Origin of the sequence: Evansella halocellulosilytica (genome assembly GCF_002335745.1) — a bacterium.
Taxonomy (GTDB): domain Bacteria; phylum Bacillota; class Bacilli; order Bacillales; family Salisediminibacteriaceae; genus Bacillus_CA; species Bacillus_CA halocellulosilytica.
On the sequence record NZ_NIST01000001.1, the window covers coordinates 4,446,283 to 4,473,158 of the forward strand.

At 37.2% G+C, this 26,876-nt stretch carries 29 protein-coding genes; 4 read left to right on the top strand and 25 right to left on the bottom strand.

Translation table 11 applies throughout. The features are described from left to right. Positions 1-50 precede the first annotated feature (50 nt). From CD001_RS21155 to CD001_RS21190, 9 genes are all read right to left on the bottom strand, one after another. Positions 51-809 (bottom strand): aminoglycoside adenylyltransferase domain-containing protein, encoded by a 759-nt coding sequence (locus CD001_RS21155; protein ID WP_096189610.1) that lies wholly within the window; start codon positions 807-809, stop codon positions 51-53. A gap of 102 nt (positions 810-911) precedes the next feature. Continuing rightward, entirely contained in the window at positions 912-1,622 is a 711-nt protein-coding gene (locus tag CD001_RS21160) for a class I SAM-dependent methyltransferase (protein ID WP_096189611.1), read from the bottom strand. A 20-nt stretch (positions 1,623-1,642) separates the two neighbouring features. Continuing rightward, the gene (locus tag CD001_RS21165) at positions 1,643-1,987 is read right to left on the bottom strand and encodes an ASCH domain-containing protein (RefSeq protein ID WP_096189612.1); all 345 of its coding nucleotides are present in this window, start codon (positions 1,985-1,987) and stop codon (positions 1,643-1,645) included. A gap of 367 nt (positions 1,988-2,354) precedes the next feature. After that, the gene (locus tag CD001_RS21170; RefSeq protein ID WP_096189613.1) at positions 2,355-5,753 is read right to left on the bottom strand and encodes an efflux RND transporter permease subunit; all 3,399 of its coding nucleotides are present in this window, start codon (positions 5,751-5,753) and stop codon (positions 2,355-2,357) included. Continuing rightward, the gene (locus CD001_RS21175; protein ID WP_096189614.1) at positions 5,753-6,220 is read right to left on the bottom strand and encodes a MarR family winged helix-turn-helix transcriptional regulator; all 468 of its coding nucleotides are present in this window, start codon (positions 6,218-6,220) and stop codon (positions 5,753-5,755) included. The genes CD001_RS21170 and CD001_RS21175 overlap by 1 nt, the downstream gene beginning before the upstream one ends. A 166-nt stretch (positions 6,221-6,386) precedes the next feature. Continuing rightward, positions 6,387-7,763: a sensor histidine kinase gene (locus tag CD001_RS21180; RefSeq protein WP_218839263.1), complete on the bottom strand. Its 1,377-nt coding sequence runs from the start codon at positions 7,761-7,763 to the stop codon at positions 6,387-6,389. A 10-nt stretch (positions 7,764-7,773) separates the two neighbouring features. Then, entirely contained in the window at positions 7,774-8,469 is a 696-nt protein-coding gene (locus CD001_RS21185; protein WP_179298849.1) for a response regulator transcription factor, read from the bottom strand. Beyond that, complete coding sequence (locus CD001_RS27050; RefSeq protein WP_257009890.1) at positions 8,462-8,590, bottom strand: hypothetical protein; 129 nt, start codon at positions 8,588-8,590, stop codon at positions 8,462-8,464. The genes CD001_RS21185 and CD001_RS27050 overlap by 8 nt, the downstream gene beginning before the upstream one ends. 125 nt (positions 8,591-8,715) lie before the next feature. Then, the gene (locus CD001_RS21190; protein WP_096189616.1) at positions 8,716-9,573 is read right to left on the bottom strand and encodes a TetR/AcrR family transcriptional regulator; all 858 of its coding nucleotides are present in this window, start codon (positions 9,571-9,573) and stop codon (positions 8,716-8,718) included. Positions 9,574-9,841: 268 nt separating this feature from the next. On the opposite strand from CD001_RS21190, the gene CD001_RS21195 reads away from it, so the two are divergent. The 3 genes from CD001_RS21195 to CD001_RS27405 all read left to right on the top strand — a co-directional run bounded on the left by CD001_RS21195 (position 9,842) and on the right by CD001_RS27405 (position 11,654). Then, positions 9,842-10,522 carry a zinc metallopeptidase gene (locus CD001_RS21195; RefSeq protein ID WP_096189617.1) on the top strand — a complete coding sequence of 227 codons (681 nt, stop codon included), beginning with the start codon at positions 9,842-9,844 and terminating at the stop codon, positions 10,520-10,522. A 42-nt stretch (positions 10,523-10,564) separates the two neighbouring features. Beyond that, positions 10,565-11,314 (top strand): GTP pyrophosphokinase, encoded by a 750-nt coding sequence (locus tag CD001_RS21200; RefSeq protein ID WP_096189618.1) that lies wholly within the window; start codon positions 10,565-10,567, stop codon positions 11,312-11,314. A 256-nt stretch (positions 11,315-11,570) separates the two neighbouring features. Next, positions 11,571-11,654, top strand: a complete 84-nt coding sequence (locus tag CD001_RS27405) for a putative holin-like toxin (protein ID WP_407081151.1) — start codon at positions 11,571-11,573, stop codon at positions 11,652-11,654. Between the two features lie 305 nt (positions 11,655-11,959). On the opposite strand, the gene CD001_RS21205 is transcribed toward CD001_RS27405, so the two are convergent. Both CD001_RS21205 and CD001_RS21210 read right to left on the bottom strand, forming a co-directional pair. Further along, complete coding sequence (locus CD001_RS21205; protein ID WP_096189619.1) at positions 11,960-12,499, bottom strand: HAD-IIIA family hydrolase; 540 nt, start codon at positions 12,497-12,499, stop codon at positions 11,960-11,962. A 13-nt stretch (positions 12,500-12,512) separates the two neighbouring features. Next, positions 12,513-13,013, bottom strand: coding sequence for a GNAT family N-acetyltransferase (locus tag CD001_RS21210; protein ID WP_096189620.1), 501 nt, complete (start codon positions 13,011-13,013; stop codon positions 12,513-12,515). A 262-nt stretch (positions 13,014-13,275) separates the two neighbouring features. Here CD001_RS21210 and CD001_RS21215 point away from each other — a divergent pair, with 262 nt between their 5' ends. After that, the gene (locus CD001_RS21215; RefSeq protein ID WP_096189621.1) at positions 13,276-14,379 is read left to right on the top strand and encodes a hypothetical protein; all 1,104 of its coding nucleotides are present in this window, start codon (positions 13,276-13,278) and stop codon (positions 14,377-14,379) included. A gap of 276 nt (positions 14,380-14,655) precedes the next feature. On the opposite strand, the gene CD001_RS21220 is transcribed toward CD001_RS21215, so the two are convergent. From CD001_RS21220 to CD001_RS21280, 14 genes are all read right to left on the bottom strand, one after another. Further along, positions 14,656-15,357 (bottom strand): MFS transporter, encoded by a 702-nt coding sequence (locus CD001_RS21220; protein WP_096189622.1) that lies wholly within the window; start codon positions 15,355-15,357, stop codon positions 14,656-14,658. After that, a complete protein-coding gene (locus CD001_RS27055) occupies positions 15,308-16,048 on the bottom strand; it encodes an MFS transporter (RefSeq protein WP_096189623.1) in 741 nt (246 codons plus the stop codon). Before CD001_RS27055 ends, CD001_RS21220 begins: the two co-directional genes overlap by 50 nt. 86 nt (positions 16,049-16,134) lie before the next feature. Then, positions 16,135-16,734, bottom strand: a complete 600-nt coding sequence (locus CD001_RS21230) for a TetR/AcrR family transcriptional regulator (RefSeq protein WP_407081122.1) — start codon at positions 16,732-16,734, stop codon at positions 16,135-16,137. A 283-nt stretch (positions 16,735-17,017) separates the two neighbouring features. Continuing rightward, on the bottom strand, positions 17,018-17,815 hold the full coding sequence (gene racE, locus CD001_RS21235) for a glutamate racemase (RefSeq protein ID WP_096189625.1): 798 nt from the start codon (positions 17,813-17,815) through the stop codon (positions 17,018-17,020). Between the two features lie 143 nt (positions 17,816-17,958). Then, positions 17,959-18,438: a MarR family winged helix-turn-helix transcriptional regulator gene (locus tag CD001_RS21240; protein ID WP_096189626.1), complete on the bottom strand. Its 480-nt coding sequence runs from the start codon at positions 18,436-18,438 to the stop codon at positions 17,959-17,961. Positions 18,439-18,784: 346 nt separating this feature from the next. After that, on the bottom strand, positions 18,785-20,503 hold the full coding sequence (ptsP, locus tag CD001_RS21245) for a phosphoenolpyruvate--protein phosphotransferase (RefSeq protein WP_096189627.1): 1,719 nt from the start codon (positions 20,501-20,503) through the stop codon (positions 18,785-18,787). After that, positions 20,503-20,766 carry a phosphocarrier protein HPr gene (locus CD001_RS21250; RefSeq protein ID WP_096189628.1) on the bottom strand — a complete coding sequence of 88 codons (264 nt, stop codon included), beginning with the start codon at positions 20,764-20,766 and terminating at the stop codon, positions 20,503-20,505. Before CD001_RS21250 ends, ptsP begins: the two co-directional genes overlap by 1 nt. A 240-nt stretch (positions 20,767-21,006) precedes the next feature. After that, the gene (locus CD001_RS21255; RefSeq protein ID WP_096189629.1) at positions 21,007-21,843 is read right to left on the bottom strand and encodes a PRD domain-containing protein; all 837 of its coding nucleotides are present in this window, start codon (positions 21,841-21,843) and stop codon (positions 21,007-21,009) included. A gap of 123 nt (positions 21,844-21,966) precedes the next feature. Beyond that, positions 21,967-22,191 (bottom strand): helix-turn-helix domain-containing protein, encoded by a 225-nt coding sequence (locus CD001_RS21260; protein WP_088076137.1) that lies wholly within the window; start codon positions 22,189-22,191, stop codon positions 21,967-21,969. A gap of 562 nt (positions 22,192-22,753) precedes the next feature. Further along, positions 22,754-22,912, bottom strand: coding sequence for a hypothetical protein (locus tag CD001_RS26570; RefSeq protein ID WP_218839280.1), 159 nt, complete (start codon positions 22,910-22,912; stop codon positions 22,754-22,756). Between the two features lie 124 nt (positions 22,913-23,036). Next, complete coding sequence (locus tag CD001_RS21265; protein ID WP_096189630.1) at positions 23,037-23,489, bottom strand: acyl-CoA thioesterase; 453 nt, start codon at positions 23,487-23,489, stop codon at positions 23,037-23,039. 104 nt (positions 23,490-23,593) lie between these two features. Continuing rightward, positions 23,594-24,358 (bottom strand): succinate dehydrogenase iron-sulfur subunit, encoded by a 765-nt coding sequence (gene sdhB, locus CD001_RS21270; protein WP_096189631.1) that lies wholly within the window; start codon positions 24,356-24,358, stop codon positions 23,594-23,596. Further along, positions 24,355-26,127: a succinate dehydrogenase flavoprotein subunit gene (gene sdhA, locus CD001_RS21275; protein WP_096189632.1), complete on the bottom strand. Its 1,773-nt coding sequence runs from the start codon at positions 26,125-26,127 to the stop codon at positions 24,355-24,357. Before sdhA ends, sdhB begins: the two co-directional genes overlap by 4 nt. Before the next feature lie 22 nt (positions 26,128-26,149). Continuing rightward, positions 26,150-26,758 (bottom strand): succinate dehydrogenase cytochrome b558 subunit, encoded by a 609-nt coding sequence (locus tag CD001_RS21280; protein ID WP_096189633.1) that lies wholly within the window; start codon positions 26,756-26,758, stop codon positions 26,150-26,152. Positions 26,759-26,876 lie beyond the last annotated feature (118 nt).

The following is a 26,876-nucleotide window of genomic DNA, read 5'->3' on the forward strand; positions in this document are numbered from 1 at the left end:
CCAACTCCTCCATAGCAAATCTAGAAACCGTAGTTCCTTTCTATTATATTTCACCTCGTAACCTGCTTTGAGATCTCATCGATCATCGAGTTTGCAAATTCAGTCAACTCATTATTATTAAAACTGATTGAATCAATTTTTTGTCCTTTGTATACATATAAAAAATGGTTTACAAGCTTCCTATATTGTCCAGGAAGATTAGCAACAGCCCATTCTCCCGCTTCAGCCTTTGACGAGACAGCTCCTTCTTTTAAATAATACAAAACCCTGCATAAATTCAAGGTGAAATATACAGGATTGTCTCCAATCTTGGCCGGCGCATCTTTTATATCATTTACGATTGAATCAATATAATATTTTTGCTCAATCGGTTTAAATATTTTCTTTATTTCTTCTCCATACAAAGTCATGCCACGTTCATATGTAACAACGATATGGCCTGCTAAATCAGGGTCATCAAAACCATCTCCACCGCAAACATAATTTTTGTCAGTCAAATATTGAGAATGAAAGTAATGAAGTTCAAACGGGGTCGGGTGGACAAAATGGTGTAAATAGTCCTCCAAAATGATACTCATCTCTAACTGATTTTTCCTGCCCCGAGTTACATTTAGGAATTCGTTCACAATACATTTCTTCTTTTCATATGGTATTTTATTTTTTATGATAACTAGAAGGTCGACATCACTTTTATCAGGATTAAAACAGCCCATCGCTAATGATCCATGTAAATACACACCGACTAAGTTTTCGTCTAACCTTTCTCTAAAAACATGAACAATTTTATTTAAATAGGCTTGTATGTCCAAATACGATCAACTCACTTATAACAATACATTTAGATTACATATTGCAATACAAAAGTCCGTTAGCATGAACACGAATTTATTTCTGTCACATAAATAAGACCTTTAATTCTTTTTCACAACATATGTAATCGCATTTGTTTTTAACAAAATAGTGGTTCCATTTCTTGTGATCTGAAATTTCAGTGGTTTTACTAGAGACGTCAGCACTTTCCACTCTTGATCTTGATATACTTGATTTAACTTCTCCATCATGGTAGGTGTCGAAAAATTCAATTCCATCATCGGTTCCATATGTTCATTTGTCTCAACATTGATTTCCTCGACCTCTGAGTTCACAATAATGCAATTTATGCCATGAGATTTAGTCCCATGAGACATTTGCTGAAGAACTTCGTCTAGTTGATGTTCTGATGCTAAATGTTCAAGCGAGGATACGGCTACAATAAAATCGTATTCTTGATTGCTAATCTCAAATGTTGCAATATCGCTCTTCTCAGCTTGAATAACCTGTTCGACACCAAACTGTTCGCTATATTTTTTTAAGTTCGTAATTGCAGAATCTAAAAAATCGACACAAACAACATGACTTGACGAGTTTCTTAACGCTTGCGCGATCGGAATACTGTTTCTTCCAACACCACAGCCTAAATCAAGAACTTTGACTTCTTTTTTTCCGGTAAAACGAGGCAGCAAATCGACCACGGTTTTTACTGGTTTATGAAGCCAAGTTCCTTTTTTAAACAATTCATGCTCTGTATAGCACACATCGTGATAAGTCTTTTCTTCAAGACGAATGCGTTCCAATCGATCCATCACTTTACCCCACTTCATATTTACTTGAGCAGCTTTACTGAAATTGCTAATGTTCCCCACATCTGTTCTTGTTCTTTCGAATAAATGTCATACGTGCGCATGACCATTTCATCGATCGTTCGCTCTTCAGCAGCGAATTTTCCAGCAGGTATTGCTTCATACATCTCTCTAAACGTTCCATATCGGTCTAAAGCTATAATCTCCACATTTAAAGATTCATCTCCTTCAGGAAGCTTACTAAATTGAATCTGATCACCAACCTCTACATTTCTTCTCTTTTCATCATTTAATCGCACTTCAACTGTTTTTTTGCCAGACTTCATTGCTTGAAAAGGTTCGTCAAATAGGCGCATTTTATGAATCACGTGAACTTCTCCTCTATTCATGTAATTTATTAATATCCGCGTAAAAACGGACAGTTTACCATATCCGGATTATATCATATTTACCTATATTTTCTAATGATTCAGAATTCTATTCGACAATAAAGAGCTTCAATTTTATAGTAATTTTTACACAATTCGGTTATTTGGACACTTACTCAAACAAAGTCACCAACCTCCATTTGCAAAGGCACTGAACAAGAAAAGCGCAAGCGACCTCGAGCGAGTCGGCGCTGGAGCTAGACAATTATCCAAGAGAAAAATTATATCCTTTCTTATTTTTCAACAAAAACCACCTCTCCTGTCACAACATGTGACAAGATGAGGTGGCTTCTCTAACTAAAAATCCTTATTTATCCTTTTTCCGGTTATTCCTGTCTTTATTTAATACGTCCTCTAATAAATCTAACAATTCATCTCTAGAGACCTTGTTGTTATCTTCATCTACTTGATCAGGAGATTGTTCTTCGTATTCATACTCAATGTGATCTTCTTGATCGTCATATTCAATGACATCAGATTTTTCACTGTAATCTTGCTCAGATATCTCGTGGTACGTGTCGTAACGATCCGTTCCTTCATCAAGATATTGCTCTTCATCGTTCTCAGGTAGAGCTCTTCGGTTTGCATCTTCTTCCTTTGAATACTTTTCATCAATTAAATACGCTGGAATGAGCTCTCCATCCGGTGTGACATATTTACGATTTAAGTTTCTCGTTTCACGATCGAAGAAACTGTAGATAACCGGTATAAAGACTAGTGTTAAGAAAGTTGAACTAATGAGCCCGCCGATTACTGTAATCGCCATCGGTTGTTGAATTTCTGAACCTTCTCCCATTCCTAGTGCTAATGGAACTAACCCTAAAATTGTTGTTAATGAAGTCATTAAGATTGGTCGCGCACGGTGCTTAACACCTTCGACAATAGCGTCATAACTGCGCATGCCTGATTCTTTCAATTTGTTAATGTAATCAACTAATACGATCGCATTATTAACAACAATACCGGCTAAGACAATTAATCCAATAAACGCCATCACACTTAATGGTGTTAACGTGAATGTTAATCCTAACGCAACCCCAATAACGACTAATGGAACACTGAACATAATCACAAATGGATATTTAAATGACTCAAATTGTGCAGCTAGTACTAAATATATAAAGACGAGTGCAAGCAATAGTGCTAGCGTTAAATCACTCATCGCATCTTCCATTAATTCTTGATCTCCAGTATAGGTGACTGATGTTTCACTTGGGAGATCTAAATCATCAATTGTCGTTTGCACGAGCTGAGACATTTCCCCTAAGTTATACTCATTACCATATTGGAGTGTAAATTGGACAGCAGATTCTTGGTTAATACGATTGATCGTTACAGGACCTTCTCCTTCAACGACTTCTACAACTTCATTAAGTTCAACGTATTCCCCATTTTGATTGCGGAGCAACAATTCCTCCACATCATCTATATGATTTGTAAACTCTTCATCATAACGGACATGAACTTCATAAATGTCATTTTGTTCCGTTACAATTTGTGTTGCTAGTGCTCCGTTCATTTTTTCATTAACCATTTGGGCAATTTGTGCAGGAGCAAAACCATTTTCCCTTGCTGCTTCATCGTCAACAATAAACTGTATTTCTGTTACTGTCTCCGTTAAATCGTTTGTCACTTCATTGAATTCACTCATGTCTTCAAATTCATCTGTAATGTCAAAAACAACTTCCTCAAGTCTTGTCGGATCGGTGTCAGTTACGTTAAAAGTAATCGTATTTGGTGCACCGCCCATCATCGCTTGTTGCTGGACCGTTACTTCTGCATCTGGAGCTGCACGTTCGACATCACGGCGAATGGAATCACCAAAATCAAGTGTTGAAATGTTTCGCTCATTTAACGGAACCATCGTAATAAAAATTGAGGCTTCATGAGAACCAGATCCGCCAAAAATTGCACCTTCAGCACCACTTGAACCGACCGTACTCATATAATATAAAATGTCGCTTTCGTCATCGAGGACTTCTTCAATACTTTCCACTTCAGCTAGAGTATCCTCAAGTGGTGTTCCGCGTTCTGTTTCAACATCAATTTGGAAGAAGCCTTCATCCGTATCTGGGATAAACTCAACCCCCACTTGTGAAACGCCGACTGCACCTCCAACTAATAACAAGAAAGTGATGAATAATACACCAAAACGGTGCTTCAATGACCATTTAATTGTACTATTTACAACTTGAATAAATTTACTTTGCTGACGCTTTTCTTCAATATTTTCTTTCGGTGTTTTTAGAATACGGCTTGCAATCATCGGAACGACAGTTAATGCAACGGCTAGTGATGCTAATAAACTAAAAGATACACTTAGCGCAAATTCCATAAAGATATCGCCGACAATACCGGAAATAAACACGACTGGTAAGAAAACAGAAATCGTCGTTAACGTAGATGCGGTAATCGCTCCGCCAACTTCTTTCGTTCCATCAAAGGCTGCTTGCTTCGGTTCCTTTCTCATCGAAAGATGTCTATATATGTTCTCAATCACGACAATCGAGTTATCGACTAACATCCCGATACCTAATGCTAAACCACCCAGTGTCATGATATTTAATGAAAGATTCGTAAAGTAAATTAGCACAAAGGTAACAATGACGGAAAAAGGAATTGCAATACCGATAATTAGTGGTGTTTTCACGTTTCTTAAAAACCCGAATAATACAAGGATCGCAAAAATCCCACCGACAACTAAGGCTACAGATACACTCGAAATCGCCTCTTCAACATATTCACCTTGGTCAAAAAGCATTGCAATATCTAAGTCACTATATTTATCGTCATCTAATAGCTCATTAAAACGGTCATTAAACACCGTTGACACTTGAGCTAAGTTCGCATCTGATTGCTGCTGCACACTCATCATGATAGCATCTTCTTGATTTGTCCGCGTAATCGCTTCTGTGTTTTCTGCCAACAGTTCAACAGATGCTACATCGGAAACCGTAATTTCATCTCCAGTTTCCGGATCGACAGTTAAAACGATACTATCAATATCTTCAATACTATTTAATTCAAATAAAACACGTGTCGTATATTCTAAATCGCCACTCTCTACCATACCACCTGGTGAAGTCACATTATGAGCTTGAATCGTCGAAACAACGTCTGTTTGATCAAGTCCATGCTCTTCCAATTCTTCTTGGTCTAACTGAACGACAATCTCGTCAACTGTTTCACCAGTAATATCAATGGACGCTACACCTTCAAGTTTTGAAAGTTCCATTGATAAATCTTCTGCTAATTCACTCAAATTATCGTCATCAGTAGATGAAAGTGACATTTGAATTATTGGCATTTGGGAAGGGTCGAACTTTAAAAAAGATGGTGATCCAGCACCATCTGGTAATTGTGCTTGGTTCATACTGCTAATAATATCATTCTCTACATCATCGATCGATGTATCCCAAGAGAACTCCAGAATAGTCATAGAAGCACCTTCCATCGAAATCGAGCTAATATTATTTAACCCTTCGATCGTTGATAAGCTGCTCTCCATTGGCTGGGATACATTGTCAAGCACCTCTTCCGGACCGGCATTTTGATAACTCGTCACGACCGCCCCAATTGGCGGGTCAATATCCGGCATAAGCTTCAACGGGATATTCGTTAACGAGATCACCCCTAATAGTAAGAATAAAACCATCGTTACAATTGTAAACACTGGTCTTTTTATTGAAAAATTAGTAACTTTCATTATTTCTTATCCTCCTGATTTTCTGCAATAATTCGAAGAAATTTTTCAAAACTATGTTTAAAAATGAGCAAATCTTCTTTTTCCATTTTTGATAAGAACGTATGGAAAATCGTTGATTTAATTTTATTCATTTCACTTAGTAACTCTCTACCTTTTGGCCCAAGTTCAATTAATGTACTTCGACGGTTATTCTTATCTACCGTTCGATACAGGATGTCCATACTTTCGAGCTTCGCTACGATTTGACTGACTGCACTAGTAGATATATTTAAATATTGAGAGATATCCTTCACATGATTTAGACCTTTTTGGTCAACTAAAAATAATACCATTTGCTGATTTGTAGATAGACTAATAAATTTCTTTTTAAATTCATTAGTAAACTCATTTCCAAATTCATGCCGTAAAAACAAATTAATATCTAATATGACATCTTCTAGCTCCTTTATTATGACTTCCTTTTCCATAAACACCCCGCCTTGCTGTTAAGATCATTAATAATTTAATTTCTTAACTAACTTAACATGTGAATATGAACACAAGATGAACAAAGAGGTAGACTTCTAAAATGATTAGAAGTCTACAATCGATTCTGTTTATTTATAAGGAGATTGCTATAAAAATCAATTTTAATTATTCTTTCTTTTCATGATCAATTGGTAAAGTGAATGTGACTGTCGTACCTTTATTTAATTCACTATGAACAGATATAGACGTTTCATGGAGGTCGATAATTTGTTTTACAATTGAAAGTCCAATACCTGTACCGCCTTTATTGGACCGAGCTTTTTCTTTTTTATAAAACCTTTCCCATATGTGATTCAAATCTTCTTCACACATGCCTACACCATAATCACGTATGTGAACGGTTACCTCTTCCACCCCTTTATCGATCTTGACGTCAACTTTACTTTTCTTATTGGAAAACTGAACGGCATTTTGAAGGAGGTTCACTAATACTTGATCAATACGATTCGGATCGGCTACGACAAACACATCTTCTTCCGCCATTAGTTCGATTTCTATTTGCTGCTGTGTAATCGTAGGCTCCATCCTGGCAATCGTTAGGCGTAATTGCTCTGTTAAATTATACGAAACAGGATTTATTTTCGTTTGACCTGCTTCTAACCTAGCCATATCTAATAAATCATTAACGAGTTTCATCAAGCGTTCTGTTTCGTTTTTCATTATCGAGAAATATTTATATTGCTGATCACTAGGTATCGTTCCGTCCATTAATGCACCTAAAAACCCTTTAATTGAGGTTAATGGTGAACGTAAATCATGGGAAACATTTGCAACAAAGTCTTTTCTCATTTGATCAATACTTCCAAGCTCTTTTGCCATATAATTAAAGGTCTCTCCTAGCTGACCAATTTCATCCTTCGTTTTAATTTTTACTCGGTGCGAGAAGTTTCCTTTTGCAAATTGTAAGGCACTATCATTCATTTCTCTAAGTGGAGAAGTCATTTTTCTAGAAGTTAAAAATATGATCAATCCAGCGATCACGATCCCAATCAAAAGGGTCATCGTAAGAATCGATTGAACTTGCTTTGATTCCCTGTCAAATTCATGAAAGATCATCACCATTGTATGAGCTTCTGATAAAACTTCTATTGGAGAAGAAATTAAGTAGACAAAGTTATTATTATCGTGAACACGTTCAGCTGTATAATCATTGTTTAAAACGAGTTCATCCATATCCATTTCCATATCAAACTGTTCGTACAGGTTCTTGTTGTAACGAATCTTTCCATTCGAATCAAATAAAAAAATCATCCGATCTTCCTGATTCATACTTAACTCGAGAGACGATTCGATTACATCCTCATCCCACACTTCCAAGTCTGCTAATTCAAAAAAGGAAACCATCTGCTCTTTCTGATGATCAAATGTATTATGATACCGGTTAATAATTTCATTTTGAACAAATGTATTTACAGCTAATCCGATAAAAATAAATGATAAAAACAAAATAATTAAGTAGGTGAAGAATAACTTTACAAACATACCCCTTCGTTTAAACACCAAGATTCACCTCAAATTTGTATCCAACACCTCGAATCGTTTTTAATGACCAATAGGGAAGCTCATCTCCAAGCTTTTCCCTAATTCTTTTAATGTGCACATCGATTGTCCGAACATCTCCCTCATAATCAAATCCCCATATTTTCTCCAGAAGCTGTTGGCGTGTAAATACTTGGTTAGGCTGTGACGCTAAAAAATAGAGGAGTTCTAACTCTTTAGGTGGTAAATTAATATCTTTAGACTTTCGGAATACTTTAAACTCTTTCATGTTTATTAATAATTGCGGGAAATCGATATTCTCATGTGAATTCAGGTGTGGGTTTGTCCTTCTTAAAATCGCCTTCATTCTCGCGATTATTTCTTTCGGATCAAAAGGCTTTACGACATAGTCATCCGCTCCGAGCTCTAAACCTTTTACTTTATCATAGCTTTCTCCTTTGCCCGTCAGCATTAAAAGGGGAATATCTCGGTCATCCCGTATTTCTTGACACACTTCCCACCCGTCAACTTTTGGCAGCATAATATCAAGAATGACAAAATCAGGATTTTCCTCATAATATTTAGCTAGTCCTTCTTCGCCATCAAAAGATTGGATGACGTTGTAGCCTTCTTTTTCAAGGTACAATTGTAGTAAGTCACAAATATTTGGGTCATCCTCTACTATGAGCACTTTCATTCCATCACTCACTCTTCTCCCCCCTTTTTAGTTGACTCGTTCTTTTACAAGTTTCTGCTTTTACCCCTAACTTTTGCAATTTATTCACAATTTGTTCGATCGAATTTTTTTTATTCAATAACTCTAAAGCCATTTATACCATCCCCTTCTAAACAACTGAACATTCAGCTGTCTCATATTGGGTTAATCAACAATGACAAAATAACACACAAAAATGAACATAAGATGAACATACTTTAAAGGCTCTATAATTTGTTGTTATATTAATAACCCTTTCAATTTTTCAATATGTTGAGCAATTTGTGGAGCATCTTCTAAATTCGATAACATCCCTTGCAAAACAGGTTTTCTCGTTTTTTCTCGTAATAATTCCTCTTCAAGAACATCGAGTGAAACAATGTATTCGTCATTATCACTAAGGTTGTTTAGCTCTTCTCTCACAATATATAGAACTTCGTTCAATTCTGCTTGCTTGTCCGTAATAGACTCACCTAATAAATGATGAATCTGCCCTACTTTCTTTTCAGACAATATTGGCTTTTCCTCGCTTCTTTGAAGACCTTCCACAATATCGTCCATTCTGTTCATAATATACGTTGATAACTGATCGATTTCTAATTTCTTTTCATCAATGAGAAACAGTCGTATATACGAATAAAACATGCCTTCCATCATAATCGATAAATCCCATAAGTAATCAGTAATTTTATCACCGTACAAGGAAAGAAGACCTTCACGATAATAAGTTCTCATCTTATTCCGCTTTTGCAGAATCACTTTTTTCACAGATTCACCTAATGGAATCGTTTGCTCGTGCATTATGAGAAATTCTTTATACTCTACTACTCCTTCAAAAAAACAAGTTAACTGTTGAATAAATTTTGTTCTCGGATCTAAATCTTGCTTTTCAACTGATTCGACCCTCTTTTGAAGGTTGTTGAAACAATAGGAAAGCGTTTCAAAAAGCAATGTATTCTTTGACTTAAAATAAGAATAAAAGGATCCTTTTGATATTCCACATTCACTGACAATGTCATTGATAGATGTCGCATCATAACCTTTCGTTGAAAACAACTTTATCGCTGCTTCCATAATCAATTTATCTTTCGTTAACATCTTTTCCGCTCCTTTTTCCGCACGTTATGCTAAATTACATAGTTGTGAACTGATTAGTAAACCTAACTACTTTTCATGATTAAATATATCAATATTTGACTGACCGGTCAAAACAATTATGTTAAATAGGAAAAAAGCCAATTAACACTATATATCTGCATTAATAATGTTGACCTGACAATGATCAATCGGTTAATATAACATTGAACGAACGGTCAGTCGAAACGATATGAAAATTTTGAACGATATAAAAAGGAGATTGAAACGTATGTTTTTTCATCCGATGGATTTTTTAATCATTATTGCATTTGTGCTTGCGATGTGGGCTCAATCGAAAGTGAAAACGAACTTTGAGAGATGGTCTAACGTAAGAGCATCCTCTGGGATGAACGGGGCTGCGGTTGCACGGAACATCCTAAATCAAGAAGGACTTCATAACGTTCGCATTGAGCTTTCAAAAAATGGTGCGTTATCTGATCATTACGACCCAAGCTCTAAAACAGTTAGACTGTCAGAACCTGTTTATCACGGCAACTCCATTGCAGCATTGTCCGTTGCCGCTCACGAGGTTGGTCATGCGATCCAACATCATACAAAATATCCGATGCTCGTATTGCGTCACCGTTTATTTCCTCTCGCAAACCTTGGTTCACAGCTAGCACCTATGCTCTTAATAGGCGGTTTTCTTTTAAACATCATGAACTTAGTTGGACTAGGAATTGCATTTTTTGCTGGTGCTGTGTTATTTCAAGTTGTCACACTCCCAGTCGAGTTCAATGCATCAAGCAGAGCGAAGGACAAATTAATCGAGATGGGATTAATATCGAGTAATGAAGAAAAAGGAGTTGGCAACGTATTAAATGCTGCAGCACTTACTTATGTAGCCAGTACATTAATCGCTCTTTTACAATTAATTAAGTTCATTATGATTTTCAGAGGAAGACGTTAGTATCGCTAACTAAAAATAACGATTATTGAAAGGGAGATTTACATGGTACACCCTACTACATCGATTGATTTAAAAAAATTGAAGGCATTGAAAACCGAACTAACTCGGTTTATGATGTCCTATAAATTTGCATTAGATGAAATGACAACAAAAATTGATATTTTAAAACAAGAATTCCACTATGTTCACGACTACAATCCAATTGAACATGTGAAATCGCGAGTAAAATCACCAGAAAGCATTGTTAAAAAGGTTCATAGGAAAGGCTATGAACTTTCGTTGCCATCTATAAAAGAGAATATTCGTGACATCGCTGCTGTTCGAATTACTTGTTCATTTATTTCAGATATTTATGAATTAAGCGAGATGATTCAACAACAAAAAGATATTAATGTGATTGAATGTAAAGATTATATTGAAAATCCAAAACCGAATGGTTACCAAAGTCTGCACTTAATTTTACAAATCCCAATTTTTATGTCAGATAGAGAAGATCTCGTCTATGTAGAAGTACAAATCAGGACGATCGCCATGGACTTTTGGGCGAGCTTAGAACATAAAATTCATTATAAATATCAAGGGGCTATTCCTGATCGATTAAGTAATGAATTAAAAGAAGCAGCTACATCTGCAGCAGCTCTCGATAAAAAGATGGAGAACATCCACAGAGAAATAAATGATCTAAAGGAAGCAATCGAACCAGAGGACGAACTAAAGCAATTGAATATTAACAATGAACGCTTCCAGCTCCCATATGATTTTCTTACAACATACTTAAATTCGGGAGAATAATAATAAAAAGAGGACAAAAATTATTTAGCGTCTGATCGCATATAATATACAAGCGCTAGTCTGGAGATAAATATCGAAGACGTTATGACAATATATTCATGGTACAGGGATCAAAAATGACACTTTGCAGGTCTTTTTTCTTACCTTTTAGAACAGGCTCTATTTATGAGAGGATCTTTGTTATAATGGGTTACGTAGTAGTTTAGAAAGCTCATAGGGGGTTGGCTCATCTCCTTGAAAGGAGGTGATGCCTATGATGACGGTTTCGGAATCGCTGACATTAATGATCTCATTTGGGATTTTGATTGTTGCTATTCTGTCTTTTCATCAAAAAAGATAAGCCCCCGAATATGAGTTAACGGCTAAACGGGGTGTCTTATCTCATTCCTAACGCCAATCCCCTTTGAAGGGAACTGAACTATTACAGACCGTTAGTGTTGGAGCACTAGCGGTCATTTTCATTTTATGACTTCTTGTTTTTATTATACCCTCATTATGGCGATGTAATCAACTCTAAAGGTTATTAACTTCTTGAAAAAATGAATAGCACGATTTTGACAAAAATGAACGTATTAAACTCTATAGGTTTTCACTTAATAATCAAATAAACAGGTTCGTTTATCGCCTTCAGATGAACCGCCTCATTTATAGCTGTTTCAATAATAACCATTCCACTGCTTTCTCCAAATTATCTGCAATGAAATTAGGCTCTGCCTCATTCCACAAGCTGTCATACTCATGATTATAATATTTCCGCAATGCCTCTTTTCCCGCTCCCGTTTTAACTAAGATTGCGATGCAACCAGCTCGATGTGCTGCAACCATATCCGTCCAACGATCACCAATAACAACACAGTTGCTTAAGTTAATACCTTTTTCTCTTGCTGCTTGCTCTAGCATTCCAATATTGGGCTTGCGGCAATGACAGTCGTCACCTTGCCGATGTGGGCATAAATAGACATGATCAAACCCAAATGAATACAATTCATTTTCAAACTGCTCTTTTTTAGCTTTTCCGTTTGCGATCCCTGGCTGATTCGTAAAAGAAATAATATTAATGTTCTCGCGCTTCAATTTTTGAATTGAACGTAAGGAATAAGAATAAAGCGAAAAATCTCCAGGGTATTCGATTTTGTCGTTCCCTCCTATTGTTCCATCTCTGTCGATAAAAACTGCTTCAATCATCTATTTCCTCCATTTATTTTATAACCGAATAGATAAACGTCGGTCTCCCGTAAATTAACGTTTCTTTTTCAAAGGCCATGCCAATTCGTTTTGCGACCCGAATTGATGGCTTGTTTTCTATGTATATCATCGAGATTAGCCGTGACTGGTTCAATTCATTCTGTCCATACTCCTTTGACGCGTTAGCCGCCTCCGTTGCATAACCTTTCCCCCAATATTTTCGAGCAAATAAATAACCGATCTCCATTTCATTTTGTCCGTCAACCGTTTGTGGGACGATTCCACACTGACCGACAAACGTACCGTCATCCTTTAACTCACATATCCAAAGACCAACACCAGACTTCTCATAGTTGTCTAGATTCCAGTGAATCCATTTTCTTGCCTCATCGTTCGTTTTTGTTGAACGATAGTACTGCATGGCAACGGGATCCGAAAAAATTTCCATTAAATGTTCCTCATCACCAAGTGTCATTTTTCTTAAAGTCAACCTCTCCGTTTCAATCACCTTCATGGTATACTCTCCTTTCGAAATGGTTTCGTCTCCAATTTATATTCCGATATACTCCTCGTATATTCGATCACGGTTATACATACTATTTAATTTTAACATAATATACCACCTACTGAAGCAATCATATCTATGAATCACACTTAAGCGAACCTTTTTTTAAAAACTTTTGATAATTAATGGAAAATTAAGAACATTTATTCTCATATATGTTAGGTTCTGTCGATATAATAGTATAAAACAACTTTCGGAGTGGAGAGAGACAATGAAATCCAATCCAAAACGTTTACTCAAAAATCTGTCAAACGAGCTTAATGAGCTATTAAACGTTCTCTATGAAGAATCGAAACGGTATGAAAAGGTTTCCGAAAAGCTCATTATGAAAAATGCGATGATTTTGATGATCCGGAAGCTGAAAGGTCTTCTCAGATTTCGAGGAATTTTAGGAATATTTATCGTCTTGATTCCAAGTTGGATTTTGTCAGAAACAACAAATGCATTCCAAAGAATACTCCACTTGCCATTCAGTTCAAAACTTTTATTATCATTCATCCTCATCATCCTATTAGTAAGTATCTTAAGAATGATCACATTAAACGCGATGAGTACAATTGACAGCGATTTATTCCATTTAGGCGTGTATGAAAAACGAAGAAAAAAAGAATATCGGTCACTCATTTCATTAGCAAAGGAAAAAGATTATATTTATACAATTCGAGAAGAAGTGGAGAAAAGGTTAGAAAGCGATACCGACAACGAACAACACGTAAAGCAGCAAATTGCTGAATATGAGGAGGAGCTTCAACGATGTGAGGAGGTCATAAAAGAAAAAGATGAAGCGATTCAAGAATTGTTACAAGTATTAAAAGATACGGAAAGCTCCGCCGATTTGTTTAAAGAAAAGTATGAAATGTTAATGGAATTCCTTTACGAACTAAAATCAAAATTAAATTTATTAGTGAACGATCAATTCACATTAGATAATATTAATTTCGGATCAAATTATTCATTATATCGTGTAGAAAAAACAGGATTAACATTTATCGATGCATATGGCATAAATAAAGCTGAAATGGACAAATTCATTCCTTTCAATCAATCAGATAATAAATATATTCAATCATTAAATAAAACACAACATGACCCACTAATTATGAAAGACTTTATTTCTTGGAAACGAACGTTACAGGATGGCAGTGATTGGATCTTATCGTTACACTTAAATGTATCCAACAGAGAAAAATTTAATTTATCGGAGGAAGCTGGAAAAATAAATGTAACGATAACTCAAGAACTTTTATGGATTTGTTGTGAGCTGTTAAATAAGTACACTCGAAAAAAGAAAAAAGGTAAAACGTTTCGTAACTGAAAGAAAATGAGGTGTGCCATCGCCACCTCATTTTCTTTCGTTTTATCTACTTATCATATTGTAGAATATTATTTGCTTAATGCTTTTTTCGCCTTTTCTCTTGCTCGATCATTTTCTTTTTTTTGATCGCTCAACATTTTCTCCATCATTTTCGACGAATCTGACTTGTTCACAAGAAAATCCTCCTCTTTACTATCTTATTTCATACATGCTCTCCAAGTTCCATATTTGTTATACGCATAATGGACGAGCATTATTCATTTGTTTGAAAAAAATTCAGAAGCCCGCATTTGTATTTTTTGCTGAACGCACTTTTTTTAAAGTAATAGCAAGCGTCAGAACATATAAACAACCTGCTAAAGCTGCCATAAGTGCCAATATGAAGAAAATATTACTATATTTCACAATCATTTCATTTGTTAAAAAAGGGTTTAGACTAAATCCAGAAACACCGATGTCTAGTAATTTACCAAGAACTGTTGTTGCCACAGCACCAGCAATAAAATTGAACATCGTAAAGAAACCCATTCCAATCCCTGTTTGTTTTGCAGGTAGTGTCTTGGAGATCGTATTTGACATCCCTACTCTAATAAATGTGGCACCAACATTTCCGAACATTAAAATTAGCATGATAAGAACTGGAGGGATGCCGGTAAAAGCAAACAGAAAGCTGTAACAGAGGAAAATCAGTACTACAGCTAACATAACCAAGTATAAATCACCTTTTTCATCTGCCAACCTCCCACCTCTTTTGCCGAGCACAGCTGCAGCAATTGCTGGTGGAAACATCAATGCACCGATCATAAATGGTGACAGATTGTTAACATCAGCGAATAGTAAGGGCGGCATAAACGAAATCGCAAAAATTAGGAATGCTACTAAAAATGTTACACCTAAACCTATTGTATATCGTTTGTTTTGAAAAAGTTCAGGCTTTACAAATGGATTCTCTGCAAAGAAAATCCATTTTAAAAACATAATTGCGGAAAAAGCTCCAGCAGAAAGGAGAACGAAATTTTCCTGAGTGAGCGCTAAAAGAGATAAAACTACTGTTGACGTAAGCAATATCCCCCCCTATTAAATCAACCTTTCCTCTCTCCCCTCGTTCATCATCTAGATATTTTCGAAAGAGCGGAACAGTAATTAAAGTCAAAAATGGTATACAAAAGAGATATCGCCAGTTCACAACTTCTGAGACAAATCCGGATAGAACAGGTCCAAGCGCTGTGCCAATTGCCATTCCAACTGCCATTGTTCCGAGCGCTCTTCCTCTTTTTTCTTCCGGGAAGTAACGAACCGGTATAATCATTGCAATTGTCGGAATGACTGCTGCACCGGCAGCCTGTAAAACTCGTGCTGCAATAACCATTCCGTAATTTACTGACGTAACACCAATAAGAGAACCAAAGGCAAATACAAGTAACCCAAACGTCAATAAATCCTTCAAGCGGTACTGATCCGCAAGCTTTCCGTAAAAAACCGTGCCAGTCGCGTATACGATCATATAACTCGACATCATCCAGCTTACTTGAGAGGACGTCAATACAAACTCATTCCGAATAACAGGTAGGACAACGTTAAATAAAAAAACATTCATAACTGAAAAAATCAAAGTGAAAACTAAAATGTTTAATAATATTTCTTCTTTTCGGTGACCTTTTACTTTCATTTTTTTTCAGAGCCCCTTTCGATAATCTTATTTAATAAAATTACCAATGAACGCAAGTGCTTACTTACATATTTTTTAAAAAAGAACTAGGGAGTTAATGCCCTAGTAAATAAGTGAACACTTTCGTTTATATAATCATCCATTAACACACCAGGAAAAGATGATCCCTTCGAATTCAATTGACTAATAAAAGCACCGTAATTCATCCACATAAATGATAGCGCCTGAAGTTCGGGGTTGGAACAGACAATTTTCCCTCGGTCAGTCATCTCAGTAAAATAATGTGTCAGTAATGACTTTAATTGTAACGGATGTGAATTAGCTTTCACTTTAAATTCCGAAAGCACAGCATTTTCCTTCAAAGTGATCTGGATCATCTTTCGGTTTCGAGACATAATCGCATGGTACTTCCTGCTAATAAGCAACAAATCCGTTTCTAACTCCCAAACTAATTTTTCCTGAAACAGCTTTGTCATTTCTTCACCGTAATGATAGCGGTGAAAAGCAGACTCGAAAAGGTTTAGTTTACTTCCGAATTGACGAAACAGTGTAACTTCATTCACGTTTGCCTCAGCTGCTATTTCTTTTGTGGAAACACCGTTGTATCCTCTCTCAGCTATAAGATCAATCGCTGCCATCATTAGTTTCTCCCTGTTATCCACGCTCTTCTGATTGTTAGACATCATCTATTCCTCCAATGAATGTAAGTAATTACTTGCACACATTATATTCTGCTACATACTATCATGTCAAATGTTTTCAAACGTTTGTAAAAAGTCAGGCTTTATGTCTACAAATTATCCGCACATAGAGACTATTCCAAGTTCCTTGACGGTGGGAAAAGCAGAAAAAGGACCGCCAAGAGAAAATTCCAATTTCCTTGACGGTAGGAAAACCAGTTCTATTCGTGTTTTTAAAGAATTTAACCAAGAAGTCTCCTACTTCAAGCGCAGCTAACTAGTGAATCGTTCACACTAGGTCAATTCTTTTTACTTGAATATCTTCAAGGTCTAGCCACGTTTTGGCAACGAGTTCAAAGGTCGTTCCTGGACCTGTCGTATAAAACGAATGATTAGGCTCTTTCTCACTCTGTGCAAGAAGCTTTTCATGGTATAACAGTGCACTAACTTCTCGTGCTGATTCATCGCCAGAACTAATTACTTCTACATCTTTTCCGGCTATTTCATGAATAACAGGAGCAAGAAGCGGATAATGAGTACAGCCGAGAATAAGACTGTCAATCGTCGTTTGCAAAATAGGCTGTAACGTTTCTTCTACAGCTTGACGAGCTTCTTTTCCATTTAAAATGCCTTTCTCTACTAACGGAACGAATTTTGGGCATGCTAAGCTCTCTACTTTCACTCGTGGATTAATGTTCGTCAGTTCCCGCTCATATGCACCACTATGAATCGTCCCTTCAGTCCCAATTACACCGACATGATCATTTTTTGTAGATTTGATTGCAGCGATCGCTCCTGGATGAATAACCCCGATCACCGGAATCGTTAATCGATCTCGCGCTTCTTCCAAGACAACAGCTGTTGCTGTATTACAAGCAATGACAAGCATCTTAATTTCATGAAAAAGAAGATAGTCAATCATTTCCCACGTGTACTGCCTTACTTCGTTAACAGGTCTTGGACCGTAAGGACAACGAGCAGTATCACCAATATAGATGATTTCTTCTTTTGGTAGCTGACGGATTAATTCAGAAACAACGGTCAAGCCGCCGACCCCTGAATCAATCACTCCTATTGGTTTATCCAAGGTAAAGTCCTTCTCTCTTTTCTTCATTTCATTTATGCACTATGGCATATTCTTGTTCGTTTACACTTCATATTTCGTTTTTACAGACATATAAATGTCGGTCATTTCACAATATGACCGACAGATTCATTCATTGCATTCAATTAAAAGGATTTCCACGTTTTTGCGTCGCGTTTCATCTCATCTTTTAAGAAACTTAAGCTTTTCTCTAAAAAGTCAATATCATCTTTAGAAAAATTCTCCAACACACCTTGTAAGTATCCTTGTCTACGATTTATCACTTCACGAATAATCGTAGCACCTTTTTCTAATAAATGAATACGTACGACACGGCGGTCATTTGAATCTTTTACACGCTCAACTAGATCATTTTTTTCCATACGGTCAACAAGGTCTGTCGTCGTACTGCAAGCTAAATACATTTTGTTAGATAGTTCTCCGATTGTCATATCACCATATTCATGGAGCCACTGCAATGCGACAAACTGTGGAGGGGTAATCGGAAATTCATTCAGAATTTCTCTCCCTTTTTGTTTGACAATGTCGGCAATCATGCGAAGAGATTTTTCAATATGTGCGACTTGCTGTCGGTCTATCGTAATGTCTTTTTGCTGCTCAGGCATTGTCTTCCCTCCTTTCGAGTATCGAAACATCAGTTTATAGATGTTGTAGAAAAACCTTGTTTTGGCATATAGCGAAAACGATGGTCTTTTCTTCGTCTATACTTTGTGAGCTCTCACTGTATTGGATTCCTAAAATACGTGTGAACTGATTATGACCACAATACGTGTATTCTTCGGCAAAATTCTCCACATTTTTAAACTCACAATATTACTTTTATTTTCCTAGTTTTTTTATCGAATTTCAAGTCTTTCTGTAATATTTGTTTTATTTGGGCAAAAACTCATTTCCACTTTGAGTTAAAAAAGTGTCTGAAGAGCAACATTTCGCTTCTCCAGACACTCATATTTATTTTATGAACATTTCTTCAACATATTGCTTGACTTCTTCTGCCGTATTCATAGTTAACGCTTTTTCCGCTGCAGCTTTTGTTTCTTCTTTCGTTAATTTTGAAATTTGACTGCGCGCAGGTAAAACAGAAGTTGCACTCATGGAGAACTCGTCTAAACCGAGACCGAGTAACAATGGAATCGCGATTTCATCGCCTGCCATTTCTCCGCACATCCCTGTCCATTTTCCTTCTGCGTGTGAAGCATCAATAACCATTTTTACTAGATTTAAGATCGCTGGATTGTACGGTTGATACAAGTAAGACACTTGTTCATTCATACGATCTGCTGCCATTGTATATTGAATCAAATCGTTCGTACCGATGCTGAAAAAGTCAACTTCTTTTGCAAATTGTTTTGCCATAACTGCGGTTGATGGTATTTCAACCATGATTCCTACTTCGATGTCATCACTTACTTTAACCTCTTGAGCAACAAGCTTTTCTTTTTCTTCTTCAAGAATTGCTTTTGCTTGTCGGAATTCATCGAGAGTCGCAATCATCGGGAACATAATTTTTAAATTCCCATATGAACTCGCTCTTAGTAAAGCACGAAGCTGTGTACGGAACATGTCATCCTTCTCTAAGCAAAGGCGAATCGCTCGGAACCCTAAAAATGGATTCATCTCTTCCGGTAAATCTAAGTAAGGCAGTTCTTTATCTCCACCAATATCGAGCGTTCTTATGACGACAGGCTTTCCGTCCATTTCTTCTATTACTTTTTTATAAGCTTCGTACTGCTCATCTTCTGTCGGGAAGTCATCACGTCCCATATAAAGAAATTCAGTTCGATATAGACCGACGCCTTCAGCACCATTATTTTTCATACCATCAAGGTCATTTGGTGTACCAATATTAGCAACGAGCTCGACATGTTCGCCATCTTTCGTTTTCGTAGGTTCATGAACAAGCTTTGCCCATTCCTTCTTTTGCTCTTCATATTGATTTTGTTTCTCACGGTAAGCTGCTAATTCATCTTCAGATGGATCGATCAATACAGCCCCTTCAAGGCCATCTACAATGACGATCACATCTTTAATGATATCATCCGTTACTGTTTTCGTCCCAACTACTGCTGGAATTTCCATTGAACGTGCCATAATTGCTGAGTGAGACGTACGTCCCCCGATGTTTGTCACGAACCCTTTCACAAACTGCTTGTTTAATTGTGCAGTGTCTGATGGTGTTAAGTCGTCTGCGATGATTACAACCTCTTCATCAATCTCTGTTAAAGTTGGAATCGGTTTCCCAAGCACGTGAGCTAATACACGAGTCGAAACGTCGCGAATATCTGCCGCGCGTTCTTTCATGTAATCATTGTCCATTGATTCGAACATCGTTACAAATTGATCAGCTACTTCTTTCAATGCAAAAGATGCATTGATGTTCTCATCCTTTACTTTGTTACGAATCGTATCAACAAATTCCGGATCACTTAGAACGAGTAAATGTGCTGAGAAAATTTCTGCATGCTCGTCTCCCAAATCTCGCTTTGTTTTTTCTTTGATTTTCTCCAGCTCGCTTTTTGACGTTTCAAGCGCGTCATCAAAAGCTTGAATTTCTTGATCGGTATTTACATTCGACTGTTTTTCTACCGTTAAGTCTGGCATCTCCAAAGAGAATGCTTTTCCGATCGCAATTCCTGCTGAAGCTGCAATCCCAGTTAACGTTTGTGACATTACTCAGATAAACCTTCTTTCATGACTTCTTCAATTCCTTGCAATGCATCATTTTCATCTGGACCTTCAGCTTTTACTGTTACGTCCGCACCTTTACCAACACCTAAAGACATAACCCCCATGATTGACTTTAAGTTTACTGATTTTCCGTTATACTCAAGTGTGATTTCTGATTCATATTGTCCCGCCTTGTTTACTAGCTGTGTAGCTGGTCGTGCGTGGATTCCTGTTTCTGCTGTGATTGTAAATGTTTTTTCTGCCATGTGTAAACACTCCTTCATATAATATCTTTTTTTCATTTGCGAGTGATCGTTTTTTAAACACTAAACCTATTACGTATTATTACCCACTTTTTATGTTTTTCACGCGAATAGACTTGTTTTATATAAACAAAAAAGACATGAGTAAAAGTTGTATATGAACGTAAATATCATTTCCAAAAAACATTCATACACACCCTTCTACTCATGCCTGATCTCGTCAGTAACACGTAAAAATGAGTGCTAATCTTCTATTAATCGATGTAAATAAATCGTGATGTTCATCGTTTCAATTTGTGAAATCGACTGATGTGTTGCTTTTTCGATCATTCGCATTATGTTTCGAGCAACATTATAGCACACATCTGTCTCTTCCTTCAACAATTGAATCAATTTTTTTTCATATTTTAAGTCACTGGATAAACTGCGGTCGATCACTTCTTTTAAATAATGAATGAGCCGCTGGAAATGAACACTCTCTTTATTAAAGGACTGACCTAATTTTTCTTCGGCATATAAAATGGCACGCGAAATTAATTCAGATTTTTTATTAAAAGGCGAATATGGCTGTTCACCAATAGCACTTTGTACGTGAAGCGTAATAAAGCCTACTTCGGCTTCTGGCAGCAAAACGCCTGTTTTCTTGTGTATAAACTCGACAACTTCTTTAGCGATGTTGTACGTGTCGAAATAAAGCCACTTTGTTTCAGTAAGGAATGGATTTTGAATTTCAGTTCCATCATTCGTTCGCTGTATCGCTAAAATAAGGTGCTGTGTTAGCGCATAATGGATTCGTTCGTGAAGTTCCACGCCAGTCCATTCGTGAATCTTCTCAATCGCTTCATGAATAATTAAAATGATATCTCCGCCTTCATTTGAAAGGAGCCTTTTGTATTTTTCCTGCTCTTCTTCATCAGCAAGAACGAAGATTTTGTCATAACCTGTTTCTTGAAGCTCATCACCAAACTTTTTGCCAAAACCGATCCCTTTTCCAATTAAAATGACTTCAGAATTGTTGGCATCCCTTGCAATGACGACATTATTGTTTAACGCTTTATGAACTGTATAGGGTGCATTCATAGGTCAGTTCCCTTCCTCAAGTAATCACTCATATTCATCATAGCGATTCGACAATATTCTCGTCAAGGAAGTAGCCTAAATATACTGGACAAAAACCGGCTTCAGTTAAGAAGCCGGCCAACATCAGATTTTCAGTTCACCTAATCGAACCAATTCGATTACAGCCTGTGAGCGCCCCTTTACCCCAAGCTTTTGCATCGTATTGGAAATATGATTACGAACAGTCTTTTCACTGATGAAAAGTTGTGCTGCAATTTCTTTTGTTGTCTTGTCCTGCACAAGTAACTCAAACACTTCCCGTTCTCGCTTCGTTAAAAGCGGCTTTGGTCGGAACTCGTGTTCTTTCAATAGTTTCACCCTTTCTTGCATGGGCCTGGAACGTCCGAAGATGCATGTAGTCAGCTAGTATTTAGTCATCATTATCTTATGTAGTATAACGAAACTGCGTGACATTTCCGGACTAGACATTCGATGTTTTTTTCTATCTTATCCCCTTCATATTCAACGTCTGTTTTGTGTTAAAATAAAAATAACTGAATTTATAAATAACAATTTGGAGGGGAAAATTATGATGGATAACGGAGGCAATCAACATTGACAAGTCGAAAGAAGAGATCCTGACTTTGAAAATGTAAAGTTGCGGCAAGACAAGCAGAATATGAAGAAATCATTAAGACATTCTGCTTTCATCTCCTTATTATGTATAATTGTCATTATCACTTTTTTATGGATGTTTATTTTAAGATAAGACATCGGAGATAATGATTAATCCTATATTAACACTTTCCATCGTATGCATTTAAATAGCGGTGCTAAAAAAAGAATGATCAATACCCATATCAAATTTTTGTTTCGAAAACTTCATTTTTTCCTCTGAATCTAATATTCTCAATCTTTCCTATGCACACTACTACCTTTTTTCTACGATCAGCAATAAAAATGTTGCAACTGGACCTAAAACTAACGATAATAAAAACCAGTTTAACCCTGTTCTGTTTTTTCCTTGAGCGATCCCTGCATTAATGAGTGCTAGCGTTCCCCAACCGACAAAATATGGTCCTTCCATCATTGATCACCTCTGAAATTAAAATTAGAACGTACCAACACAAATATTAACATATATTTCCTCAAAACAGTTCGAAAATTTAAAACAAAAAAAGCATAGGAATCTCCCATGCCCTTAGATTACAACTTCATTTTGCATTTTCTAAAAATTGTTTTTCTCTCGTACTCCATGGAGATGGCTTACCAGTGTCCCTTGCAACTTGAACCATTTTTCCCCTGCCAGTCATACACGCTTCCCCTTTTTCATTCACGACTAAATAATGAAGGTCGACAGATGAATTCCCGATGTGAGCAATTTTTACGCAAACGTCAAGCTTCTCATCAAAAAATACTTGTTTTAAGTAATCACAATGCAGATCTGCCGTAACCGGTATCGTTGTCCCACCATTAGAAAACCATTCCTGAGAAAGGCCTGTGTCTTTAAAAAAATTGATTCGTGCATGCTCAAAATAAACAAATGAAACGGTATTGTTCATATGACCAAATGCATCTGTTTCTGAGAAACGAACGGTAATCGGATAACGGTAACGAAATTCCTCTTGCCATGATTTAAAGTCTTCAATGTAAGCAGGTAAAGCCAATTTAATCACCTCTCTATTAATATTAGCAATCATAATGAATGAATAATCATTCAATTAATAATTGAGCGAAAAGGGACTTTCCCGTCCCTTTTCAAATAATTGCTTTATACGTTTTGGTCACTACCAAAGAAATTTTTAAACGATTGAAGTGTTGTATCGCGGTTTAACGCTGCAATTGAAGTTGTTAAAGGAATCCCCTTTGGACAAGCTTGAACACAGTTCTGAGAGTTTCCACAGTTACTTAATCCGCCTTCTCCATCCATTAATGTTTCAAGACGCTCAGCTTTATGCATCGCACCTGTTGGATGTTGGTTAAATAGACGAACTTGTGACAAAGCTGCTGGCCCAATGAATTCAGATTTACTGTTTACATTTGGACAGGCTTCTAAACAAACACCGCAAGTCATACATTTTGAAAGCTCATATGCCCATTGACGTTTCGCTTCAGGCATACGAGGACCTGGTCCAAGATCGTACGTTCCATCAATTGGCACCCACGCTTTTACTCGTTTTAATGAATCAAACATTCTGCTCCGATCAACGACTAAGTCACGTACAACTGGGAAAGTTCCCATAGGTTCTAAACGAATTGGCTGCTCGAGTTGATCAACGAGTGCCGTACAGGACTGACGAGGTTTTCCGTTAATGACCATAGAACAGGCACCACAAACTTCTTCAAGGCAGCTCGCTTCCCAAGAAACGGCCGTCGTTTTTTCACCTTTTGCATTGACAGGATTACGGCGAATTTCCATTAAAGCCGAGATAACATTCATATTTTCTCGGTATGGAATTTTAAATTCCTCTGTATAAGAATCACTTTCCATATCTTTTTGGCGTTTAATAATTAAGCGAATGCTTTTTTCACTCATTTCTTTTCACCCGCCTTTTTCTTAGAAGTGTAGTCACGCTTACGCGGCTCAATTAGAGACACGTCAACATCCTCATATTCAAACTCAGGCGCATTTGTCTCTGCATTGTATTTTGCTTTTGTTGTTTTCAACCACTCTTCATCATTACGATCTGGGAACTCTGGTTTGTAATGAGCACCACGGCTTTCATTACGGTTGTAAGCTCCTTGCGTAATAACACGTGCAAGATTAAGCATTCCGCCAAGCTGACGGATAAATGCTGCACTTTGGTTACTCCATTTAGATGTGTCATCAATACTAATATTATTAAAGCGCTCCTGGAGCTCTTGCAGCTTTTCATCTGTTTGTAAAAGACGGTTATTTTCACGGACAACCGTGACGTTATCCGTCATCCAACTACCAAGTTCTTGATGAAGCTGGAAGGCATTTTCATTACCATCCATCTTTAAGATATCATCAAACTGCTGCTGATCTTTTTGCACTTGCTCTTCATAAACGGATGAAGAAATATCTTCTGTCGTTTTTTCAAGTGCTTGAATGTATTCAATCGCTTTTGGCCCCGCGACCATACCGCCGTAAATAGAAGATAATAATGAGTTCGCACCGAGTCTGTTCGCACCGTGAATCGAGTAATCAGCTTCACCGGCTGCAAATAGACCAGGGATGTTTGTCATTTGGTTGTAATCTACCCAAATACCACCCATCGAGTAGTGAACAGCTGGAAAAATTTTCATCGGAACTTTACGCGGATCATCTCCCATAAACTTCTCGTAAATTTCCATAATTCCACCTAGCTTGACATCAAGCTCTTTCGGATCTTTATGAGATAGATCAAGGTAAACCATGTTTTCACCGTTAATTCCACGTTTTAAATCGACACAGACGTGGAAAATTTCTCGTGTTGCAATATCACGTGGTACGAGGTTTCCATACGCAGGATATTTTTCCTCTAAGAAGTACCAAGGCTTTCCATTTTCATCGTAGGTCCATACTCGTCCGCCTTCACCACGAGCTGATTCACTCATGAGTCGCAGTTTATCGTCTCCAGGAATCGCTGTTGGATGAATCTGAATAAACTCTCCATTCGCATAATACGCACCTTGCTCATATACAGATGCAGCCGCATACCCAGTATTGATCATTGAATTCGTTGACTTACCGAAAATGATTCCAGGTCCGCCTGTTGCCATAATGACAGCATCCGCTTTAAAAGAATGGATTTCTGAAGTACTTAATTCTTGTGCGGTAATTCCACGACAAGTTCCTTCATCATCAAGTACAGCTTTTAAGAATTCCCATCCTTCATATTTCTTTACTAATCCGCTCACTTCATGACGACGGACTTGCTCATCTAATGCATAAAGTAATTGCTGTCCTGTTGTGGCACCAGCAAATGCGGTTCGGTGATGCTGTGTGCCACCGAATCGTCTAAGTGCTAACAGCCCTTCAGGTGTACGGTTGAACATAACACCCATTCGATCCATTAAATGAATAATTCCAGGTGCTGCATCACACATCGCTTTAACTGGAGGTTGGTTTGCTAAGAAGTCCCCTCCATAAACAGAGTCATCAAAGTGCTCCCAAGTGGAGTCACCTTCACCCATTGTATTTAACGCCCCATTAATTCCACCCTGTGCACAGACGGAGTGAGATCGTTTAACTGGAACAACTGAAAATAAATCTACTTGAACGCCTGCTTCGGCTGCTTTAATCGTCGCCATTAGGCCAGCAAGGCCACCACCGACAACGATAACTTTACCCTTACTCATTCAAAACACTCCTTCTCTTGGACTACACAAATGCTAAGATTGAAAGAATTCCTAACCCTGTCATTGCAACGAATATACCCATTGTTACGTATGTAGCAATGTGTTGGGATTTTGGTGAAACGGTAATCCCCCATGTAACAGCAAAAGACCACAGTCCATTAGCAAAGTGGAATGTTGCTGATGTAATCCCAATAATATAAGCAGTTAATGCTATTGGATTACTAACGATATCAGCCACCATCTGGTAATTCACTTCTTGTCCCAACATGGAAGCAATACGTGTATCCCAAACGTGCCAAGATATGAAGATTATTGTTATGACCCCTGTTACTCGTTGTAAGCGGAACATCCAGTTACGGAAATAGCTGTATGTATTCGTATTATGTTTCGCTTGAAAGGCAATGTACAAGCCATAAATTGCATGGAAAATAATAGGTAGGAAAATAAAGAATATTTCCAAAAAATAACGGAACGGTAGATTTTCCATAAAATGTACAGCTGAGTTATACGTTTCCTCACCGCGCATTGCAAATGAATTGACAAATAAGTGAAGGACTAGGTACCCACCGATGGGAATAACGCCAAGTAAAGAATGTAATCTGCGGTACATAAATTCACGATTCGTGGACATGAAACTCTCCCCCTGTGTTCATTATTTTGCGATTGCATGTTGAAATGATCATGTCTCCTTCAACAAAACCTCCTTGATTTTCATGTAGCTTTTTCATCATGCTGTTGGATTAAAAAAA

Coding starts and splice junctions, on each gene's coding strand:
- CD001_RS21160 (WP_096189611.1), bottom strand. CDS start 1,622: ATGGATCGATTGGAACGCATTCGTCTTGAAGAAAAGACTTATCACGAT.
- CD001_RS21170 (WP_096189613.1), bottom strand. CDS start 5,753: ATGAAAGTTACTAATTTTTCAATAAAAAGACCAGTGTTTACAATTGTA.
- CD001_RS21175 (WP_096189614.1), bottom strand. CDS start 6,220: ATGGAAAAGGAAGTCATAATAAAGGAGCTAGAAGATGTCATATTAGAT.
- CD001_RS21180 (WP_218839263.1), bottom strand. CDS start 7,763: ATGTTTGTAAAGTTATTCTTCACCTACTTAATTATTTTGTTTTTATCA.
- CD001_RS27050 (WP_257009890.1), bottom strand. CDS start 8,590: ATGGCTTTAGAGTTATTGAATAAAAAAAATTCGATCGAACAAATTGTG.
- CD001_RS21190 (WP_096189616.1), bottom strand. CDS start 9,573: ATGTTAACGAAAGATAAATTGATTATGGAAGCAGCGATAAAGTTGTTT.
- CD001_RS21195 (WP_096189617.1), top strand. CDS start 9,842: ATGTTTTTTCATCCGATGGATTTTTTAATCATTATTGCATTTGTGCTT.
- CD001_RS21200 (WP_096189618.1), top strand. CDS start 10,565: ATGGTACACCCTACTACATCGATTGATTTAAAAAAATTGAAGGCATTG.
- CD001_RS27405 (WP_407081151.1), top strand. CDS start 11,571: ATGACGGTTTCGGAATCGCTGACATTAATGATCTCATTTGGGATTTTG.
- CD001_RS21205 (WP_096189619.1), bottom strand. CDS start 12,499: ATGATTGAAGCAGTTTTTATCGACAGAGATGGAACAATAGGAGGGAAC.
- CD001_RS21210 (WP_096189620.1), bottom strand. CDS start 13,013: ATGAAGGTGATTGAAACGGAGAGGTTGACTTTAAGAAAAATGACACTT.
- CD001_RS21215 (WP_096189621.1), top strand. CDS start 13,276: ATGAAATCCAATCCAAAACGTTTACTCAAAAATCTGTCAAACGAGCTT.
- CD001_RS21220 (WP_096189622.1), bottom strand. CDS start 15,357: ATGTTTTTAAAATGGATTTTCTTTGCAGAGAATCCATTTGTAAAGCCT.
- CD001_RS27055 (WP_096189623.1), bottom strand. CDS start 16,048: ATGAAAGTAAAAGGTCACCGAAAAGAAGAAATATTATTAAACATTTTA.
- CD001_RS21230 (WP_407081122.1), bottom strand. CDS start 16,734: ATGATGTCTAACAATCAGAAGAGCGTGGATAACAGGGAGAAACTAATG.
- CD001_RS21240 (WP_096189626.1), bottom strand. CDS start 18,438: ATGCCTGAGCAGCAAAAAGACATTACGATAGACCGACAGCAAGTCGCA.
- ptsP (WP_096189627.1), bottom strand. CDS start 20,503: ATGTCACAAACGTTAACTGGGATTGCAGCTTCAGCAGGAATTGCGATC.
- CD001_RS21250 (WP_096189628.1), bottom strand. CDS start 20,766: ATGGCAGAAAAAACATTTACAATCACAGCAGAAACAGGAATCCACGCA.
- CD001_RS21255 (WP_096189629.1), bottom strand. CDS start 21,843: ATGAATGCACCCTATACAGTTCATAAAGCGTTAAACAATAATGTCGTC.
- CD001_RS26570 (WP_218839280.1), bottom strand. CDS start 22,912: ATGATGGAAGGACCATATTTTGTCGGTTGGGGAACGCTAGCACTCATT.
- sdhB (WP_096189631.1), bottom strand. CDS start 24,358: ATGAGTGAAAAAAGCATTCGCTTAATTATTAAACGCCAAAAAGATATG.
- sdhA (WP_096189632.1), bottom strand. CDS start 26,127: ATGAGTAAGGGTAAAGTTATCGTTGTCGGTGGTGGCCTTGCTGGCCTA.
- CD001_RS21280 (WP_096189633.1), bottom strand. CDS start 26,758: ATGTCCACGAATCGTGAATTTATGTACCGCAGATTACATTCTTTACTT.